Below are 17,336 nucleotides of genomic sequence, written 5' to 3'. Positions count from 1 at the left end.
GGGATTCGTGCTCGACGCACCACTCGACCTGACCGTCCGTCCGATCAGCGGCCCGGAGGAGCTCGGCCTGTTCTGCCGGCTGTCCTACGTCCTGGACCACGAGCTCACGGACGACCTCGCGACGGGCCGCCGCCGCCCGGAGTGGATGTGGGTGGCGCTGCGGGGCGATCGGGTGGTGGCACGGATCGCCTGGTGGAGCAAGGACGGCAAGGAGCCGCTGCTCCTGGACTTCTTCGACCTGGACGACACACTGCCCGAGCCCGAGCGCGGGGAGGCGGGGCTGCGGCTGCTGGAGACGGCGACGGCGGCCGTCGTTCCGGCCGGTGCCCCGCGTCCCGAGTACGGGCGCTTCGTACCGCCCGACTGGCGCGAGGACCCGGCGGCCCGTGACGTCGTCGAGGCCCGGGTCCGGGTCATGGAGCGCACCGGCGCCCGGATGCTCGTGGAGCGGCTGCGCCTGGAGTGGCGCGCGGGCACTCCCGTACCCGCCGACAGCGGCCGGCTGCGGTTCCGTCCGGTCGTCGGGCGCGAGGATCTCCTCGCGTTGATGACGCCGGTGATGGAGGGCACCCTCGACGCCCACGGACAGCAGGACCTGGCGACGGGTCTGTCGGCGCGCGAGGCCGCGGAGAAGCACTACGACGAGGAGCTCGCCCACTACTCGACCCCGCAGGAGTGGTGGCGCATCGCCGAACTCCCGGACGGTGAGCCGGTCGGCTTCGTGATCCCGGCCCGCAACAGCTACAACCCGATCATCGCGTACATCGGCGTGCTGCCGGCCCGGCGCGGTCACGGCTTCATCGACGAACTCCTCGCCGAGGGCACCCGGGTGCTCGCCGGGCAGGACGGCGTGGAGCGGATCCGGGCGGCGACGGACCTCGGCAACGTGCCGATGGCGAAGTCCTTCGCGCGTCTGGGGTACGTCAACTTCGAGCGCGCCTTCGACATGGTGTGGGACGGCTGACCGAACCACCGCGCGGGGCCGTCCGAATCCCTTGGACGGCCCGCCCGGAGGGGGCTATGGTTCCCGCGAGGGCATCGGGCCCCGGTCGAGGAAGGAGGCGAGGCACATGGGTACGGGCAACGGCATCACCCCGCGTACCACTTCGTTCCCGCGCTCCCGTCCCGTCCGCCGGGCGGTGTCCGACTCGGTCTGACCGGGAGCGCACGGTTTACTTCCGGAGGACTTCTCCATGACCGATCTGGTCATTCGCGCGCTCTCGCAGAGCGACGCTTCTCTCTTCGACTCCCTGCAGGACGCCTCGCTCGTCGGCCGTGCCGCCTTCGGGCACCGCTACGCCACGGTGGCCGACGGCGGGGAGTACCGCCCCGAGTGGACCTGGATCGCGCTGCGCGACGACGCGGTCGTCGCCCGGGCCGCCTGGTGGGCCGGTCCCGATGACACCGAACCCGTCCTGCTCAACTGGTTCGACTTCGCCGAGGGCGAGGACGAGGCGGGCGCGGAGCTCCTGCGCCGCTCCCCGCTGCACACCGAGTACGAACTGGGCCTTCCCGCGAACTGGCGTGAGGTCCCCGAGGCACGGGCGGCCGCCGAGGCCCGGATCGCGACCGCTACGGCGGCCGGTATGAAGCCGCTCGTCGAGCGGTACCAGTACCGGTGGACGCCGGACTGCGGACTGCCCGAACGGCCGGGCCGGCTGACCTTCGGGCCGGAGCCCGACGACGCGGTGATCCTCGGCCTGCTGCGCCGGATCCACTCCGTCACGCTCGAAGCACACGCACGGCGGGCGATCGAGGGCCCCGGCGGGCTGGAGGCCGCGGCCCAGGAGGAGCTCGACTTCTTCCACTGGTGCCCCTCGCCGCGTGACTGGTGGCAGGTGGCGTACACGCCGGACGGTGAACCGGCCGGTCTCCATGTGCCCGCGCACAACCCCTCGGGACCGTGCATCGGCTTCATCGGGGTCGTGCCCGAGGCCCGCGGTCATGGGTACGGCTACGACCTGCTCGTGGAGTGCACGCACTTCCTGGCCACCCGGGGAGCCGAGTTCGTCGCGGGCGCGACCGACCAAGGGAACGTTCCGATGGCGGCCGCGTTCGCGAGGGCCGGGCATCCGGTGACGCAGGAGCGGATCTACCTGGTCTAGCGGACGGGCGGGCGGGGGCCGGTACGGCGTCGCGTCAGCCCCCGTTCGCGCGCTGTCGCCTGATGACGTCGCGGTACCAGGCGTACGAGTCCTTGGGCGTGCGGCGCAGGGTCTCGTAGTCGATGTGGACCAGGCCGAAGCGCTTGCTGACCCCCTCGGTCCACTCGATGTTGTCGGTGAGCGACCAGGTGAAGTAGCCGCGTACGTCGACGCCCGCGTCCATGGCCTCCCGCAGGGCCCCGAGGTGGCCGTCGAGGAAGGCGATCCGGCGGGCGTCCGCGGTGGGTTCGTCGACGGCGCAGCCGTTCTCGGTGATGTAGAGCGGCGGGAGCCGGTCGCCATAGCGGTCCCGCAGCTGGACGAGGGTCTCGCGCAGCCCGTCGGGGACGACGGGCCAGCCGAAGTCCGTCTTCTCGTACCCCTCGATCTCCCGGATGCCGAAGGGGAGTTCGGCCGGCATGCCGAAGCCGGCGAAGGAGTCGAGGGCGTCTGTCGCGGGGGCGCCGACCAGGGTGGGGTTGTAGTAGTTGACGCCGTACCAGTCGAGCGGGGTGGAGATGGTCCGCAGGTCGTCCTCGACGGGGCCCGGCATCAGGGCGGCGACGTTCTCGTCGGGGTAGCGGCCGGTGAGGAGCGGGTCGGCGAACAGCCGGTTGGTGAGGAGGTCGTACAGCTCGGCACCGAGGCGGTCCTCCTCGGACTCGCCGGCGGTCCAGACCGGGGAGTGCGAGACCGCTATGCCGATGTTGTCCGCGCCGGCGGCCCTCAGCGCGCCCACGGCCAGGCCGTGGGCGAGGAGCTGGTGGTGGGCGGCGGGCAGCGCGTCGAAGAGGAGGGCGCGGCCGGGGGCGTGCTCGCCGAGTGCGTAGCCGAGCATGGTCACTTCGGCGGGTTCGTTGATCGTGATCCACATGGGTACGCGGTCGGCGAGGCGCTCGGCGACGATGCCCGCGTACTCGGCGAAACGGTGGGCGGTGTCCCGGTTGAGCCAGCCGCCGGCCTCGTCCAGCGGGAGCGGGGTGTCCCAGTGGTAGAGGGTGGGGGCCGGGGTGATGCCGTGGGCGCAGAGTTCGTCGACGAGGCGGTCGTAGAAGTCGAGCCCCTGCGGGTTGACCGGCCCGCTGCCGCCGGGGACGACGCGCGGCCAGCTCACCGAGAACCGGAAGGCGTCGGCGCCGAGCCCGGCCAGGAGAGCGACGTCCTCGCGGTAGTGCCGGTGGAAGCCGGTGCCGCGGGTGGTGTCGGTGCCGTCCTTGATGCGTCCGGGCTGCGCGGCGAAGGCGTCCCAGCCGGAGGGGCCCTTGCCATGGGTGTCGGCGGCGCCCTCGGTCTGGAAGGCGGAGGCGGAGGCTCCCCAGAGGAAACCGGGCGGGAACGGCGGCACAGTCATCTCGGCCTCCACAGCCGTAAGAGGGAGTGCGTATGTCAGAACCTGTCAGGGCAATGATCAGAACCAGACCTTAATCGCCAGTAACGGGCTCGATCCAGTGTCGTGGGTCGAAGATCGCGCCTTCTGCCGACCATGGGCCGGTACACGGAGACGAGGGAGCGCTGCATGTTGTTCGAGGTATGGGCACCGGACGCGGGATCGGCCGCCCTGCGGCTGTCGGGTGAGCTGCGGACGATGGAGCCCGATCCGGACCGGGCCGGGTGGTGGACCGCGGAGGCGGAGGCCTCGGCCGGCGACCGCTACGGTTTCGCCCTCGACGGCGGCCCGGTGCGCCCCGATCCCCGCTCGCGCCGTCAGCCGGACGGGCCGGACGGCGAGAGCGCCGTCGTCGACCACGACGCGTACACCTGGCGCACCGACTGGGCGGGGCGCGGGCTGCCGGGCGCGGTCCTGTACGAGCTGCACATCGGTACGTACACCGCCGAGGGCACCTTCGACGCGGCGGCGGCCCGGCTGGGGCACCTCGCCGAGCTGGGCATCACCCATGTGTCCCTGATGCCGGTCTGCCCGTTCCCCGGGGTCCACGGGTGGGGGTACGAGGGGGTGTCGCTGTGGGCCGTGCACGAGCCGTACGGCGGCCCCGAGGGGCTGAAGCGCTTTGTCGACACGGCGCACGGGCTCGGGCTCGCGGTCGTCCTGGACGTGGTCCACAACCATCTGGGCCCGTCCGGCAACTACCTCCCCGTCTTCGGCCCGTACTTCACCGAGACGCACCACACCCCGTGGGGCGCGGCGGTCAATCTGGACGCGCCCGGCTCCGACGAGGTGCGCGCCTTCCTGCTGGGCAGCGCTCTCGCCTGGCTCCGCGACTACCGGCTGGACGGGCTGCGGCTCGACGCGGTCCACGCGCTGGCCGACACCCGGGCGCTGACCTTCCTGGAGGAACTCTCCGCCGCCGCCGACGCCCTCTCCGCCGAACTGGGCCGGCCGCTCTCGCTGATCGGGGAGTCCGACCTGTGCGACCCCCGTACGACGACTCCGCGCGAGGCGGGCGGCATCGGTCTGCACGCCCAGTGGAACGACGACTTCCACCACTGTCTGCACACCGCGCTGACGGGCGAGGCCCAGGGCTATTACGCGGACTTCGCGGCCGCCCCGCTGGCCGGGCTCGCCAAGACCGTGACAAGCGCGTTCTTCCACGACGGTACGTACTCCAGCTTCCGGGGCCGCAGCCACGGACGCCCGGTCGACGTCACCCGCACCGCCGCCCACCGCTTCGTCGGCTACGCCCAGACGCACGACCAGATCGGCAACCGGGCGCTCGGCGACCGGCTCGCCGCCTCCCTCGCCCCCGGCCTGCTGGCCTGCGCGGCGGCGCTCGTGCTGACCGGCCCCTTCACCCCGATGCTCTTCATGGGCGAGGAGTGGGGCGCCCGTACGCCCTGGCAGTTCTTCACCGACCACACCGATCCGGAGCTCGCCGAGGCCGTACGCAGCGGCAGGCGGCGGGAGTTCGGGGCGCACGGCTGGGCCGAGGAGGACATCCCCGACCCGCAGGACCCGGCCACCCGCGACCGTTCGTGTCTGGACTGGAGCGAGCAGCGGCGCGAACCGCACACCCGGCTGCACGCCTGGTACCGCGAACTGATCGCGCTGCGCCGCACCCTGCCCGACCTGAGCGACCCGGATCTGGCGACGGTGAGGACGGCGTACGACGACGAGGCGCGCTGGCTGGCGCTGCGCCGGGGCGACCTGCGGATCGCCGTCAACCTCGACGAGAAGCCGGCCACGATCCCGCTGGGCGGCGGCCGGCACCGCAGTGGCGGGGGCAGGGTGCTGGCCGCCTGGCTGCCCGTCGAGCCGCCCGGCGCGGACGGGGCGCTGCATCTGCCGCCGGAGTCGTGCGTGGTACTGGCGGACGACTGAGGCGTTACTCGACGATCGCCAGCTCACGCGCCGTGGCGTTGAGGCGGCGGCCGCCGTCCTCGGTGACGGTCACGATGTCCTCGATCCGGACGCCGAACCGGCCCGGCAGATAGATGCCGGGCTCCACGGAGAAGCACATGCCGGGGACGAGCGGCAGCTCCTCGCCCTCGATCATGTACGGGGGTTCGTGGGTGGTGACGCCGATGCCGTGGCCGGTGCGGTGGATGAAGCGTTCGCCGTAGCCGAACTCGGTGATGACGGCGCGGGCGGCCCGGTCGATCTCCTGGCAGGCGACCCCCGGCCGCACCGCTTCGCAGCCTGCCTTCTGCGCCTCCCGCACGATGTCGTGGACCCGCTGCTCCTCGGCGGTGGGTTCGCCGACGTGGACCGTGCGGGAGGTGTCGGAGCCGTAGCCGTGCTTGAGGCCGCCGAAGTCGAGCACGACCATGTCGCCGCGTTCGATGGTGCGGTCACCCGCCTCGTGGTGCGGGTTGGCGCCGTTGGGTCCGGAGCCGACCACCGTGAAGTCCACCTGCGAGTGGCCGAACTCGGTGAGCAGGCGCGCCAGATCGGCGGCCACTTCGGTCTCCTTGCGGCCGGAGAACCGGACCTTGAGGATCTCCTCGTACGTGGCGTCGGCGGCGGCCCCGGCCGCGGCGAGGCGGTCCAGCTCATGGGCGTCCTTCACGGCCCGCAGCATCGGCAGCGCCTCGGTGAGGGAGGCGTACGAGGTCCCGGGCAGCAGCTGCTGGAGGCCGAGCAGATGCATGGCCCAGGCGTTGTCGCTGATCCCGAACCGGCCCCGTCCGTCGAGGAGCGGCGCGGTGACGGCGTACGGGTCCTTGCCGTCGGTCCAGTCGCGCAGGGTCAGCGCGGGCGCGCCGACGGCCTTCTCCGCGTCCGGGGCCTCCAGGGTCGGGACGACGAGGACGGGGTCCTGGCCCGCGGTCAGGACGAGGACCGTGAGGCGCTCGGTGATCGCGGTGGGCTGGTATCCGGTCAGGTACACCAGGTCGGGCCCCGGTGCGACCAGCACACCCGCGAGTCCGGCGGCAGCCGCACTGTCGGCGGCCCGCGCCATCCGGGCCCGGTAGTCGTCGGCGGTGAACGGCACGGGCTGGTTCGGGCTGGGCATGCGGGACCTCCTGGCGGCGCGGAACGGCTCTCTGCATCCTGCCCGCCCGGGCGCCCGGCCGCGAGCGTCAGGGCAGCGTGCCGTTGGTGAGTCGTACGACGAGGTCGGTGCGGTCACGCCCGGCCGCGACGAGCCGCGCGTTGGCCTCGTCGGAACCGCCCACCCAGCGCTCCTCGTGGGGCCGGGGCTTACCGAACCGCACATGCCGGTCGACGAGCCTGCGGATCCGTACGTCCTGGTATGTCCCGTACCGGGAACGGCGAACCGGCGAGGGGCGCACCTCACCTCCAGGGGGATGCGGGCGTGCTCCCTCACCGGTCACTGCGGGAACCTGCGGTTCCGGCGGGTTCAGCTCTCCGTCAGGCGTACGGCGACGACGTGGCTGTTCGGCCCTGCGGGCACCTCGACGGTGACGGCGCCGTCGGTGACAGTGGCGGCGAGCCTCTCCGCCGGTTCGCCGTCGGCTCCGAGGAGGACGGCGACGCAGTCGGCGGCCGTCCACCCGATGACCCGGAGCGCCGTCTCGCGGGCGCCGTCCTCGCCGTAGAGGCCGAGGGCGTGGATGCCGGGGAGAGAACCTCCGCGGGCCTCCCCGGCCTGCGTGAGGTGCCACTCGATGCCGCCCTCGGCGGCAAGGGTGCCCGGCACGGTGCGGCTGCCGTAGACGGCGGGGCCGATGGCCCGGAGGAGCTCACCGAGCTCGGCCATGCGCGCGACGATGTGCCGGGAGAGGGCCCCGGTGGCGTCGGGGCCCACGCCGATGAGGTAGTTGCCGCCGCGGGCGACGATGCGGACCAGGGTGGCCGCGATCTCCGCCATGGGCTTGGCCGGCTCGTCGACCCGCGTCGAGCACCAGGACGGTGTCATCGTGATGCAGGACTCCCAGGGGTACGGGAGCTTGTCGTCGGGCACCTCCTGCTCCGGGGTGCGGTAGTTCTCGTGCGGTCCGTGCACCTCGCGGTCGACGACGAGGATGTCGGGCTGGAGTTCACGGGCCCGGTCCGCGATCCGCTCGATACCGATGGGCTCGTCGGGCTCGCAGACCCAGCCCGCGTCGAGCCAGAGGACGTTGACCTTGCCGTAGCCGGAGAGCAGCTCGCCGATCTGGCGATGGGTCAGGTCGACGAAGGACTGCCACTTGGCGGGCTTCTCGGCGATGTCGAAGTTGTGGTGACGCCCGGTGAGCGGCCGGGCGCGGTCCCAGTAGCCCGGGTGGGACCAGTCGGCCTTGGAGAAGTAGACGCCCGTCTCCAGACCCACGGCGCGGAACGCGTCGAAGGTCTCGGCGACGATGTCGCGTCCGAGGCCGGCATCCTCCGCGGTGCTCTTCAGATTGGTCTGGTCGGAGTCCCAGAGGGCGAAGCCGTCGTGGTGCTTGGTGGTGAACACCAGGTACTTCAGGCCCGCGTCGGCACACGCACGGGCCCAGTCGGCGGCGACGTAGTCGTGCCCGGTGAAGGTGCGGACCTGGTCGTAGTACCAGGTGTGGTACTCGGCGGGAGTGCCCTCGAAGTCTGCCGGGATGTCGGTGAAGGAGCCGAGGTGGTCGCGGTGGAGCGACCAGGAACCGGCCTGGCCGATCGCCGAGTAGACGCCCCAGTGCATGATCACGCCGACCTTGAGGTCACGCCAGTGCTCCAGCGCGGCCAGGGTTCGCGGGTCCTCGGGCCAGGTGTAGCCGGGGTCCACTCCCTTGCGGACCGCCCCGGCGGCGGCGAGGTCGTCGGGGGTGAAGTCGACAGCGGCGGCGCCGGCGGGAACTGCGTACTGCTCGGTCATCAGTACTTCATTCCTCCCTCTTCGATGCCCTTGAAGAAGTACTTCTGGGCGGCGAAGAAGATCATCAGGACGGGCGCGAGGGCGAGCAGGGCTCCGGCGAGGACCACGCGGTAGTCGAAGCCGAAGTTGCTCTGCAGACGGGCGATCTCCAGCATCATCGTGAACTTGCCGTCGGAGCGGACGACAACGAGGGGCCAGAGGTAGTCCTCCCAGGCGTAGATGAAGGACGTCAGGCAGACGATCACCATGGCGCCGCGGGTCTGCGGAAGGAAGATCCGCCAGAACCGCTGGAACTCGCCGGCGCCGTCGAGGAGGGCCGCGTCCTCGATCTCGTCGGGCACCGCGAGGAAGGCGGCACGCATGAGGAGTACATGGAAGGGGCCGAGCATGCCGGGCAGCCAGACACCGGCGAGGGTGTCGTAGAAGCCGAGGTCGCGGACCTGGGCGAAGAGGGAGACCATCAGGGCCTCGAAGGGGAAGATCAGCGCGGACAGAACGATCAGCTCGACGATCCGCCGCCCCTTCCAGCCCCGCCGGGACAGCATGTAGCCGCCGAGCGTCGCGAGGACCAGGTGGCTGGCCACGGCGAGTCCGCAGACGAGGAGCGAGTTTCCGATGGCCCGCACGATCTCGGTCTGCGCGAACAGTTCCCGGAAGGCGGAGAGGTTCGGGTGGCTCGGAAGCACCGTGGCCTCCGGGCCGAACATCGCCTCGCCCTCACCCTTGAACGCGCCGAGCAGCGGCAGGACCAGGGGGCCGAGCAGGAACAGCAGGACGACGACCAGGGTGATGTAGCGCGCGAGGAGTCCGCGGCGCCGGCGGTTCAGGGTGAGGCTCACCGCTCCTCCGCCTTCTTGTTCAGGCGCCGGCTGGCGACGAGGAAGCCCAGGGTCAGGACGAAGAGCACCACGGAGGCGGCGCTGCCGAGACCGAGCGAGCCGTAGGTGCTGTCGGCGATGCCGACCTTCTGGATGTACATGGTGAGGGTCTCGGAGGCCCCGCCGACCCCGCCGGTGCCGTTGGAGAGGAGGTAGACCTCGCTGAAGACCTTCATCGAGCCGATCATCACCAGCACCGCGACCAGGTACACCATGATGCGGACGCCGGGCAGGGTGACGGTGAAGAAGCGGCGGATCGCGCCGGCCCCGTCCATCTCGGCCGCCTCGTAGAGCGACTTGTCGACGTTCGCGAGGGCCGAGAGGTAAAGGATCATGTAGTAGGGCAGGCCCTTCCAGAGCGTGATGAGCATCGCCGAGATCAGCAGCCACCAGCGGCCGGTGAGGAAGGGGACGGGCTCGTCGACCATGCCGGTCCAGCGGAGCACCGTGTTGATCATCCCGTCGTCCTTCAGCAGGAAGACCCAGGCGAGGGATACGACGACCACGGAGGCCACGGCCGGGGTGTAGTACAGCGACCGGAAGACGCCGATGCCGGGGATGCGTTCCTTCACCAGCAGCGCGAGCAGCAGCGGCAGGAAGGTGAGGAAGGGGACCACCACGACGGCGTAGACAACCGAGTTGAGCAGGGCGCCCGCGAAGGCGTCGTCCTCGAGGAGCGTCCGGTAGTTGTCCAGGCCGACGAAAGCGCCGCCGCCGCCGAGAGGGCGCGCGTCGGTGAAGCTCAGCAGCAGGGTGTTGACGAACGGGTAGACGTAGAAGAGCAGTACGGCGGCCAGCGGCGCGGCGATCCAGACGTACGGGACCCACCAGCGCCGGAAGCGTGCGGCGCCGTTCAGTGTCTCGTCGCTCCGGTTACGTCGGCGGCCCTTCTCCGGGCCGGACTTCTCCGCGCCGGGCACGCCTGCTCCCTGGACGTTCTCGGGGGTCTGCGACCGGGCTGCGGCGCCACTGGCGGCTTCCTCAGCCCGGACCTCTATCGACGACATCGGCGTCGCACCTCTCTTCAGGGGCCGGGGGTCCGGCTTCGTTCGGGGCCGTGGACCGCGGCGAATCTCCGCACCGGGTCGGCAGGGGCGGCCGGGCAGGGCGTACTTGGCACCGCGCACCAGGGCCCGTCCAGAGACCGCAGGACTGACCCAAGTAAAGGGTGGCTATTACGAGTTTGCAAGGAGTCTGCGCACTTCTCGCGCTACATTCCGGTGACGGATCGCCACTCGAACACCGCCCGTAGCGGGGTGGGACGCAGAGCGTACTCGGGACGCACGTCCGGGCCGCATGCGCGGCTGCCCGTCCCGTGCTGGCCCAGGTCCAGATAGACGTGCAGACCCCGGGAGACGGGAAGCACGTCGGGGTGGCGCGCCTCACCTATCTCCTGGGCGCTGTGCCGAAGGACGGTGACACCGAGCTCGCCCTCCCTCACACGCAGCGCCAGCCCCGGGCCGCCGGGCCGGTGCAGGCGGAAGGACCGCACGCCGGAACGGTGACCGCTCTCCTGCGGATGCGGGCGGGCGACGGCGAGAGAGTCCACCGGGCTGCTCCACCGGCCGAGGCGGACGGCAGCGCGCATGTCCGGGTAGGACTCGCCCGGGCCGTAGCCGTGCCAGTCGAGGGTCCAGTCGGCCGACGAGGGGTCGGGACCGTCCGGGGCCTGTGGCGCGTACGGCAGGAAGAAGTGGACCGCGGCGCGCGGCCAGGTGGTGCGCCAGGGCCCCTCGGGCGTCAGATCGACGGAGCAACGCACCTCGCCGTCCCCGACGGACTCCCAGAGCAGCGTCGCGGCCACGCCGAAGGGCTCGGCGGCCGGGGCGGTCCGGCTGGCGACGAGCAGCCCGCCGCCGGGGCCCGTGCGCAGCCCGCGGGTGAGGCGGACGAGGCGGTGGAGTCCGGCGGCGGCCCAGCGGTCGGCGGAGGAAGGGCCGCGCCGGCCCGCTCCGGCGCCCAGGCTGGTGCGCGGATCGGTCTCGGAGTAGTCCAGGGCACCGTGGCCGTTGTCGTTGTCGGTGGGGGCGCGCCAGAGTTCGACGCCGAGTTCGGTGACCGCGAGGTCACCGAGTCGTGTGAGCAGGCCGCTCCCCGCCGCGAAACGAGCCGGGCCGGCACGGAGTTCGCCGACGGCAGGGCGGTCGGCGAGGGCCGGGCCCGCCGCCGGCGCGGAGGGTTCTCGGCGGGTCCCGGCAGCGGGCGTCAGCACTTCCTGCGCGGTGTGGCAGACGTGCCCCGCCTCGGCCCACGGGGTGGCCCGGGCCAGGACGATCTGGAGCGTGCGGGTCAGCTCGCCGCCCTCCGCCTCGGCCGCTGCGAGCGCCGCGGAGAGTTCCTCCGGCGTGCCGAGCGAGCGCACCGCCGCCGGGGGCACGGCACCGCAGGGCAGCCACCCCTCGTCGTGCACGAAACCGTCGACCTCCACGGACCAGCGGACCGCGAGGTCCTCGGTGGTGGTGAACTGCCGCCGGGAGTCGACCACGATCCCGTCGTCCCACCGCACCCGGACCGGGGCGACGGACTGCGCCCAGTCGAGCAGGCCCTGGGTGGGCGTGGAGTCGGCGAGGACCATGCCGTCGGCGAGGAAGTTGCCGTCGTGCAGGGGCTCCCCGAAGTCGCCGCCGTACGCCTGGTACGGCGTGCCGTCCTCGCGGTGGGCGAGCAGGGTGTGGTCGCGCCACTCCCAGACGAAGCCGCCGGCCAGACGCGCCGAGGAGTCGACGAGCCGGCCGTAGCCGGCGGCGCCGCCGGGGCCGGTGCCCATGGCGTGGAGGTACTCGATCATCACGAAGGGCAGCTTCCGCGCCCGGGCCGCCTCCCCGGGTGTGACGCGCGAGGCGGCATGGTGCGGGACCGCGAGGGGGCCCTCAGGGCTGAGGAAGGCCTCGATCTCCTCGAATGCCGGGTACATACGCGAGTAGATCTCGGTGTAACGGGCGGCGTGGTCGCCCTCGTAGTGGACGAGGCGGCCGGGGTCTCGTTCCTTGATCCAGGCGGCCATGGCGGCGAGGTTGCCGCCGGTGCCGCACTCGTTGCCGAGGGACCAGCTGAAGACACAGGGGTGGTTCTTGTCGCGTTCCACCATGCGGCGGGCGCGGTCGAGGAGGTTCTCGCGCCAGGCAGGGTCGTGTGCCGGGTTGCCCTGCCATCCGGCGGCCTCGAAGCCATGGGTCTCCACGTCGCACTCGACCATCACCCAGAATCCGAGTTCGTCGGCGAGGTCCAGCAGGCGCGGGTGCGGCGGGTAGTGCGCGGTGCGGATCGCGTCGACGTGGTGCCGCTTCATCAGCAACAGGTCCTCGCGAGCGCGGTCCTCGTCGAAGACCCGGCCCTCACGCGTGTCGATCTCGTGCCGGTTCATACCGCGCAGGGTGAGTGGACGCCCGTTGGCGGTGAGGACTCCGCCGACCGCCTCGACACGGCGGAAGCCGGTGCGCAGGGTGACGGTCTCGGCGGCGGAACGCAGCCGCACCTCATAGAGGACGGGGCTCTCGGCGGACCAGGGCCGCACGTCGGGCAGTTCGAGGGGGCGGATGTCCTCGGGGCCCTGCCAGGTGACCTCGAGGCCGGCCTCGGGGACGGAGAAGGTGACCGGCCACGCGGCGGGGCCGCAGCTGATCTCGGGGGCGAGGAGGCCGGTGCCGGTGGCGGGGACGAGGTCGGCGCGTATCCATACGTCGTCGAGGCTGCCGACGGGGCGGTGGAGGAGGGTGACCTCGCGGAAGATCCCCGGCAGCCACCACTGGTCCTGGTCCTCGACGTACGTACCGGCGGACCACTGGTGGACGCGCACGGAGAGCAGGTTCCGCCCGGGCACGAGGAATTCGGTGACGTCGAGATCCTGCACGAGACGGGAGCCGGTGCGCACGCCCGCCTCGGCGCCGTTGACCCAGATGCGCGCCACGGACTCGATGCCGTCGGTACGCAGCAGGATCCGGCCGCCCTGCCAGTCCTCGGGGAGGTCGAACCATCGGCGGTGGTCGCCGGTGGGGTTCTCGTCCGGTACGTGAGGCGGGTCGAGCGGGATCGGGTAGTTGACGTTGGTGTAGGCCGGGGCGCCGTGGCGACCGTCGGGCGGGAGCACCCAGTGGCCGGGGATGCGCAGGGTCTCCCAGCCGGAGTCGTCGAGGGCGGGGTCCTCGACGGCGTGCGGGCTGCGCGCGGTGGGCGACCAGGCGAACCGCCAGTCGCCGCCGAGGTCGAGACGGCCGGCATCGCTGTCGAGGGCGGCGACCGGCGGGGCGAGCCGGCCGCGGCCGGGGTCCCGGGAGATCACGTAGCCGAGGGACGGGTCGTCGAAGGGCGGGAGTCCTGACACGTGCGACCGCACTCCTTCTCGATGGGTTCCGCGAGAGCCCCGGACGCTCCCGGGCGGTGGTTGCGTGGATGCCGGGAAGTACTCCCGGCCGCAGCCGATTCGGAAAACTATCACGTGTTTGCTAATTCGAGGCAGGTGGGACGCGTTCGGTTCGGGACATGGCCCGCCCGGCAGGCCGTGTGCGAGACTCGGGCGTGCCCAGAGCTTCCCGAAGTGACGTCGCACGCCACGCCGGCGTCGCCCCCACGACTGTCTCGAACGTCCTCAACGGGCGTGCCGAGGACTTGCGCATCTCCCCGGAGACCGCACAGCGGGTGCGCGACTCCGCCGCGCGGCTCGGCTACATCCCCCGCGCATCCGCCCGCGCCCTGCGTGGCGGCCGTTCGCACACCATCGGTCTGCTGCTGGCCGCCCTGCCCCCGACCCCGTACGTACCCGTCGTCTACGACGTGCTGACGGCTGCCATGGCACGCACCCAGGAGCACGACCACCTGGTGCTGCCGGTGGCACAGCCCACCGAGGGCACCGGGACCGCATACGTGGACCGGATCATGGCCGACGTGGACCTGGCCGGGGTCATCTGCGAGTACAGCGACCGCAACCGGGAGGCCGGACGCCGTCTGGCCGAACTCGACGTGCCCGTGGTGTGGATGTCGTTCACCCGCAAGGAACACATGCCGATCGGGCTCGCCCATGTCGTCGCCGACGAGCAGCCCGGCACCGAGGCCGTGCTCTCGCGGGTCGAACTCCCCCGCGGCCGGCGCATCGTGGCGATCGTCGGCCCGGTCTACCGGCCGGACCGGCTCGACGTGGCCCGCCGCCTCTTCGGGCGCCGGCTGCGGATCGTCGAGGCGGAGACCTGGCTGCCGGAGGCCGGCGCGGAGGCGATGCGGCAGGTGCTGCGCGAGGAACCGAAACTGCACACCGTGTTCTGCGCCGACGACCTGCTGGCTCTCGGCGCGCTCCAGGCCTGCGCGGAAGGCGGGGTCTCGGTCCCCGGCCAGGTTTCGGTCATCGGCTACGGCGGATACCCGCTCACCGAGAACGCCTTCGGCCGTCTGACCACCGTCGCCTGGCCGCTGCGCGAGCTGACGTTCGCCGCCGTCGACGTGCTGATGGAACACCTGAAGGGGGGCGGGCCGCTGCGACAGCAACAGCCCGCCCCCCTCACCACGCTGGTGCCGACGACCCCGGTGTTCGGGACCACCGCCGCACTGGCGGACATGCCCGAGGGATGAACTGGTGCCGCGTCAGCCGGGGTTCGCCCCGGCGCGGCGCCCTGCGGGCACGGGCCACGGATCAGGCCCAGAGGTAGAGCTCGCCCTGACCGCCCTTGGCGGTCACGGTGAACTTCTTCTGCGTCCCGGACGAGGAGAGGCCGACGCTCTTCAGGGCACCGTTGTAGCGGTCGACCTGGTAGAGGTTGGTCTTCCCGGCCGGCGGGAGGACCGTCACCGTCAACTGCTGGCGGGTGTCGTCGCCGCTGCCGCCCGTGGAGTTCGGGTCGTAGACGTCCTTGTTCGCCACCGCCAGGGCGTTGACGAGCATGAAGCCTGGGGTGTTCGCCTTGTCGGGCAGCACTCCGGCCGCCTCGGCGTCGGACATGCCCGGCAGGGCGCGGAAGGTGCCGACGAGCACGTCGCCCGGGGCACCGTTGTTGGTGGTGCCGACGTTCTTCGCCACCACCGACAGCAGGCCGCTGCCGCCGTCACCGCTCGCGGCGAACGCCGAGATCTCGGTGGAGGCCGGAGTGGCCGCGCCGGTCTCACCGACCTTGCCGTTGACCAGGCCCACGTACCGCGTGCGCAGCCGCGTGAGGTACGGGGAGAGAGCGCGCAGCGAGGTGTTGAGCTCGGTGTAGCGGTTGAGCTGGACGCGGGGCTTCCCGTTCTCGTCGGTGAGGAAGAGGCCGTCCGACTCCCACTCGCCGTCGTGGGCGCCGAGGTCCCAGCGGAACAGGTCCAGCCACTTGCCGCCGAAGGCCCAGGTGGCGAAGGAGACGATGTGCTGCTGCGACTCCGAGACGAAGTAGCGGCGCAGGTACTTCGGGTCCTTGCCGTCGATCGGTTCGGCGGGCTGCAGCCGGAAACCGCAGGTGTACTGACCGAAGGCGATGGGCGAGACACCGTCGCCGTCGAGTCCGGCCACGGCATGGCGGCGGTAGCGGCCATTCAGGTTGTACAGCTGGGTGACGCTGCCGCCGGGCCAGTACCTGGCGCGCTGCCAGTAGTACTGGTCGAAGGTGATCAGGTCGGGGCGGGCCGTTTTGAGGTAGGTCCGCATCTGCGTGTCGTTGTACTGGCCGACGGCCTGGTTGTTGTGGACCAGGACGTTCGGGTGGTCGCGATGCATGCGCGCATAGGCGGCGGCGAACCACTGGGTGAGCGCGTCGTTGTAGGGTTCCTCGTCACCGAAGCAGGCTGTGAAGAGGTCGTCCTTGGCCGCGAGCATCGGGGAGGTGAGCCACTCGGCCTGGGGGTCCGGGAGCTTCGCCGGGTCGAGGTTGGTGGCGAGGGGAGCACGGGCCACGGCCCAAGGGGTGTTCTCGGGAAGCGACTGCATCAGCGGGCCGTTCCAGAGCGAGGGCAGGTAGAAGGTCGGCGCGTTGAAGCCGCTCTCCTTCCACAGGCCGGCGCCGGGGTACCACTCGCCGCCCTCGGAGCGGACCCACGCACCATGCATGAGGCCGCGGGCGATGAAGACCCGGTCGGGGCGGGAGAGCGCGCTGCCGGCGTCGAGGAGTTCCGGTCCGGGGACGTTGGGACTGCGGCGCCATGCGGCGGCCGCGGAGCCGGGGATACCCACGGCCGCGGCGGTGCCGGCGGCGACCAGCCCGAGAACGGACCGGCGGGAGGGGAAGGTGGTCATGGGGCGACCTTTCCGGGAGCGGGAGGGGCGATGTGGTGCGGTTCGATGCGGTGAGGAGACGGCAACATCCGGTAACCGACGCGGAGTTGGGAGCGCAGCCATCTTCCGGACGGCGATGACCAGTGACAGTAGTTTTTGCTATCTCGTGTTCGCAAGTGTTCTGCCCGGAATAGTTCACAGCGTGATGACACGGCGCTCGTGTCCCGGCGGGCGTCTTCGCGCAGTCGTGGGCGGGGGCGCACGGGGCGCGCCGCTCCATAGGAACCAGCAGAGACCGGCCCGTACGCCCCCTCCGGCTCCGAGCCGGGCCCGGTGCCGTACGTCATGACGACGGTCGGCCGCCGGCTGAACCTGCTCCGCCGGCAGAGCGGGCCCGCGGCGCTGCTGACCAGGGAGGACGGGGTCGGAACACACTCCGCGCGGTACCGGGAGCCGAACCACCGCATGAGGAAACTGCGGCGGTACCGGGGAGCCGAACCACCGCATGAGGAAACTGCGGCGGTACCGGGGAGCCGAACCACCGCATGGGTTTCGGCTCCCCGGTACCACCACACGAGGAGACTCCCCCCACCTCGCGCGGCCGCGGACGCACACGGTGGCGCACGCGCCGGGACGTCAGCGAGGGCGGCCCGAACCCACCGCCCTCGCTTCCGGTGTCTCCGGCGACACGGACCCGGGCACCCGGCTCCGCACGGTCGCGGTCACCCACATGGGCGGCGCCAACGACGGTCTCCCCGCCCTCGCCGACACGTTCCGGCCGGCCCGGGGATGAACGCCAGGGAGAACCGGGTGTACGCAGACCCGCGCACGCCTGCCTCATCGGTCACCGACGCGCCCGTCACGCCGCAGGCCCACTGCGCCAACCAGGACGGCACCGGCGGCAACGGCCCCGACACCCGCAGGCCACCGACGCCGGCCTTCCGCCTGGCGCGGC

At 71.9% G+C, this 17,336-nt stretch carries 12 protein-coding genes and 1 pseudogene; 5 read left to right on the top strand and 8 right to left on the bottom strand.

The features are described 5' to 3' along the window. The first annotated feature begins 7 nt into the window (after positions 1-7). Together ACIBJG_RS02055 and ACIBJG_RS02050 are read left to right on the top strand one after the other, a co-directional pair. Positions 8-964, top strand: a complete 957-nt coding sequence (locus ACIBJG_RS02055) for a GNAT family N-acetyltransferase (RefSeq protein ID WP_399302933.1) — start codon at positions 8-10, stop codon at positions 962-964. A 229-nt stretch (positions 965-1,193) separates the two neighbouring features. Further along, positions 1,194-2,105, top strand: a complete 912-nt coding sequence (locus tag ACIBJG_RS02050; protein ID WP_399302931.1) for a GNAT family N-acetyltransferase — start codon at positions 1,194-1,196, stop codon at positions 2,103-2,105. A gap of 34 nt (positions 2,106-2,139) precedes the next feature. Here ACIBJG_RS02050 and ACIBJG_RS02045 read toward each other — a convergent pair whose 3' ends face one another. Next, positions 2,140-3,495, bottom strand: coding sequence for a GH1 family beta-glucosidase (locus ACIBJG_RS02045; RefSeq protein ID WP_399302929.1), 1,356 nt, complete (start codon positions 3,493-3,495; stop codon positions 2,140-2,142). Positions 3,496-3,660: 165 nt separating this feature from the next. Here ACIBJG_RS02045 and treZ point away from each other — a divergent pair, with 165 nt between their 5' ends. Then, positions 3,661-5,421, top strand: coding sequence for a malto-oligosyltrehalose trehalohydrolase (treZ, locus tag ACIBJG_RS02040; protein ID WP_399302927.1), 1,761 nt, complete (start codon positions 3,661-3,663; stop codon positions 5,419-5,421). 4 nt (positions 5,422-5,425) lie between these two features. Here treZ and ACIBJG_RS02035 read toward each other — a convergent pair whose 3' ends face one another. From ACIBJG_RS02035 to ACIBJG_RS02010, 6 genes and pseudogenes are all read right to left on the bottom strand, one after another. Beyond that, positions 5,426-6,556 carry a M24 family metallopeptidase gene (locus ACIBJG_RS02035; RefSeq protein ID WP_399302925.1) on the bottom strand — a complete coding sequence of 377 codons (1,131 nt, stop codon included), beginning with the start codon at positions 6,554-6,556 and terminating at the stop codon, positions 5,426-5,428. A gap of 67 nt (positions 6,557-6,623) precedes the next feature. Continuing rightward, positions 6,624-6,785 (bottom strand): annotated as a pseudogene (locus ACIBJG_RS02030) (nucleoside/nucleotide kinase family protein); the annotation flags it as partial. Between the two features lie 119 nt (positions 6,786-6,904). Continuing rightward, positions 6,905-8,335: an alpha-L-fucosidase gene (locus tag ACIBJG_RS02025; protein ID WP_399302923.1), complete on the bottom strand. Its 1,431-nt coding sequence runs from the start codon at positions 8,333-8,335 to the stop codon at positions 6,905-6,907. Continuing rightward, entirely contained in the window at positions 8,335-9,174 is an 840-nt protein-coding gene (locus ACIBJG_RS02020; protein WP_399302921.1) for a carbohydrate ABC transporter permease, read from the bottom strand. Before ACIBJG_RS02020 ends, ACIBJG_RS02025 begins: the two co-directional genes overlap by 1 nt. Further along, positions 9,171-10,220 carry a carbohydrate ABC transporter permease gene (locus tag ACIBJG_RS02015; RefSeq protein ID WP_399302919.1) on the bottom strand — a complete coding sequence of 350 codons (1,050 nt, stop codon included), beginning with the start codon at positions 10,218-10,220 and terminating at the stop codon, positions 9,171-9,173. Before ACIBJG_RS02015 ends, ACIBJG_RS02020 begins: the two co-directional genes overlap by 4 nt. 203 nt (positions 10,221-10,423) lie before the next feature. Further along, positions 10,424-13,534, bottom strand: coding sequence for a glycoside hydrolase family 2 TIM barrel-domain containing protein (locus ACIBJG_RS02010; protein ID WP_399302917.1), 3,111 nt, complete (start codon positions 13,532-13,534; stop codon positions 10,424-10,426). A 194-nt stretch (positions 13,535-13,728) separates the two neighbouring features. Between ACIBJG_RS02010 and ACIBJG_RS02005 the strand changes: the two genes are divergently transcribed. Continuing rightward, positions 13,729-14,772, top strand: coding sequence for a LacI family DNA-binding transcriptional regulator (locus ACIBJG_RS02005; protein WP_399302915.1), 1,044 nt, complete (start codon positions 13,729-13,731; stop codon positions 14,770-14,772). Positions 14,773-14,833: 61 nt separating this feature from the next. Here the strand turns inward: ACIBJG_RS02005 and ACIBJG_RS02000 are convergent, their stop codons facing one another. Beyond that, positions 14,834-16,402, bottom strand: coding sequence for a hypothetical protein (locus ACIBJG_RS02000; RefSeq protein WP_399302913.1), 1,569 nt, complete (start codon positions 16,400-16,402; stop codon positions 14,834-14,836). Positions 16,403-16,997: 595 nt separating this feature from the next. On the opposite strand from ACIBJG_RS02000, the gene ACIBJG_RS01995 reads away from it, so the two are divergent. Beyond that, positions 16,998-17,174 carry a hypothetical protein gene (locus ACIBJG_RS01995; protein ID WP_399302911.1) on the top strand — a complete coding sequence of 59 codons (177 nt, stop codon included), beginning with the start codon at positions 16,998-17,000 and terminating at the stop codon, positions 17,172-17,174. The last annotated feature ends 162 nt before the right edge of the window (positions 17,175-17,336 follow it).

The sequence above is a fragment of the Streptomyces sp. NPDC050422 genome, assembly GCF_044458665.1.
Lineage (GTDB): Bacteria > Actinomycetota > Actinomycetes > Streptomycetales > Streptomycetaceae > Streptomyces.
Note: the sequence above shows the minus strand (reverse complement) of the source record. Positions and strands in the feature narration are given on the sequence as shown.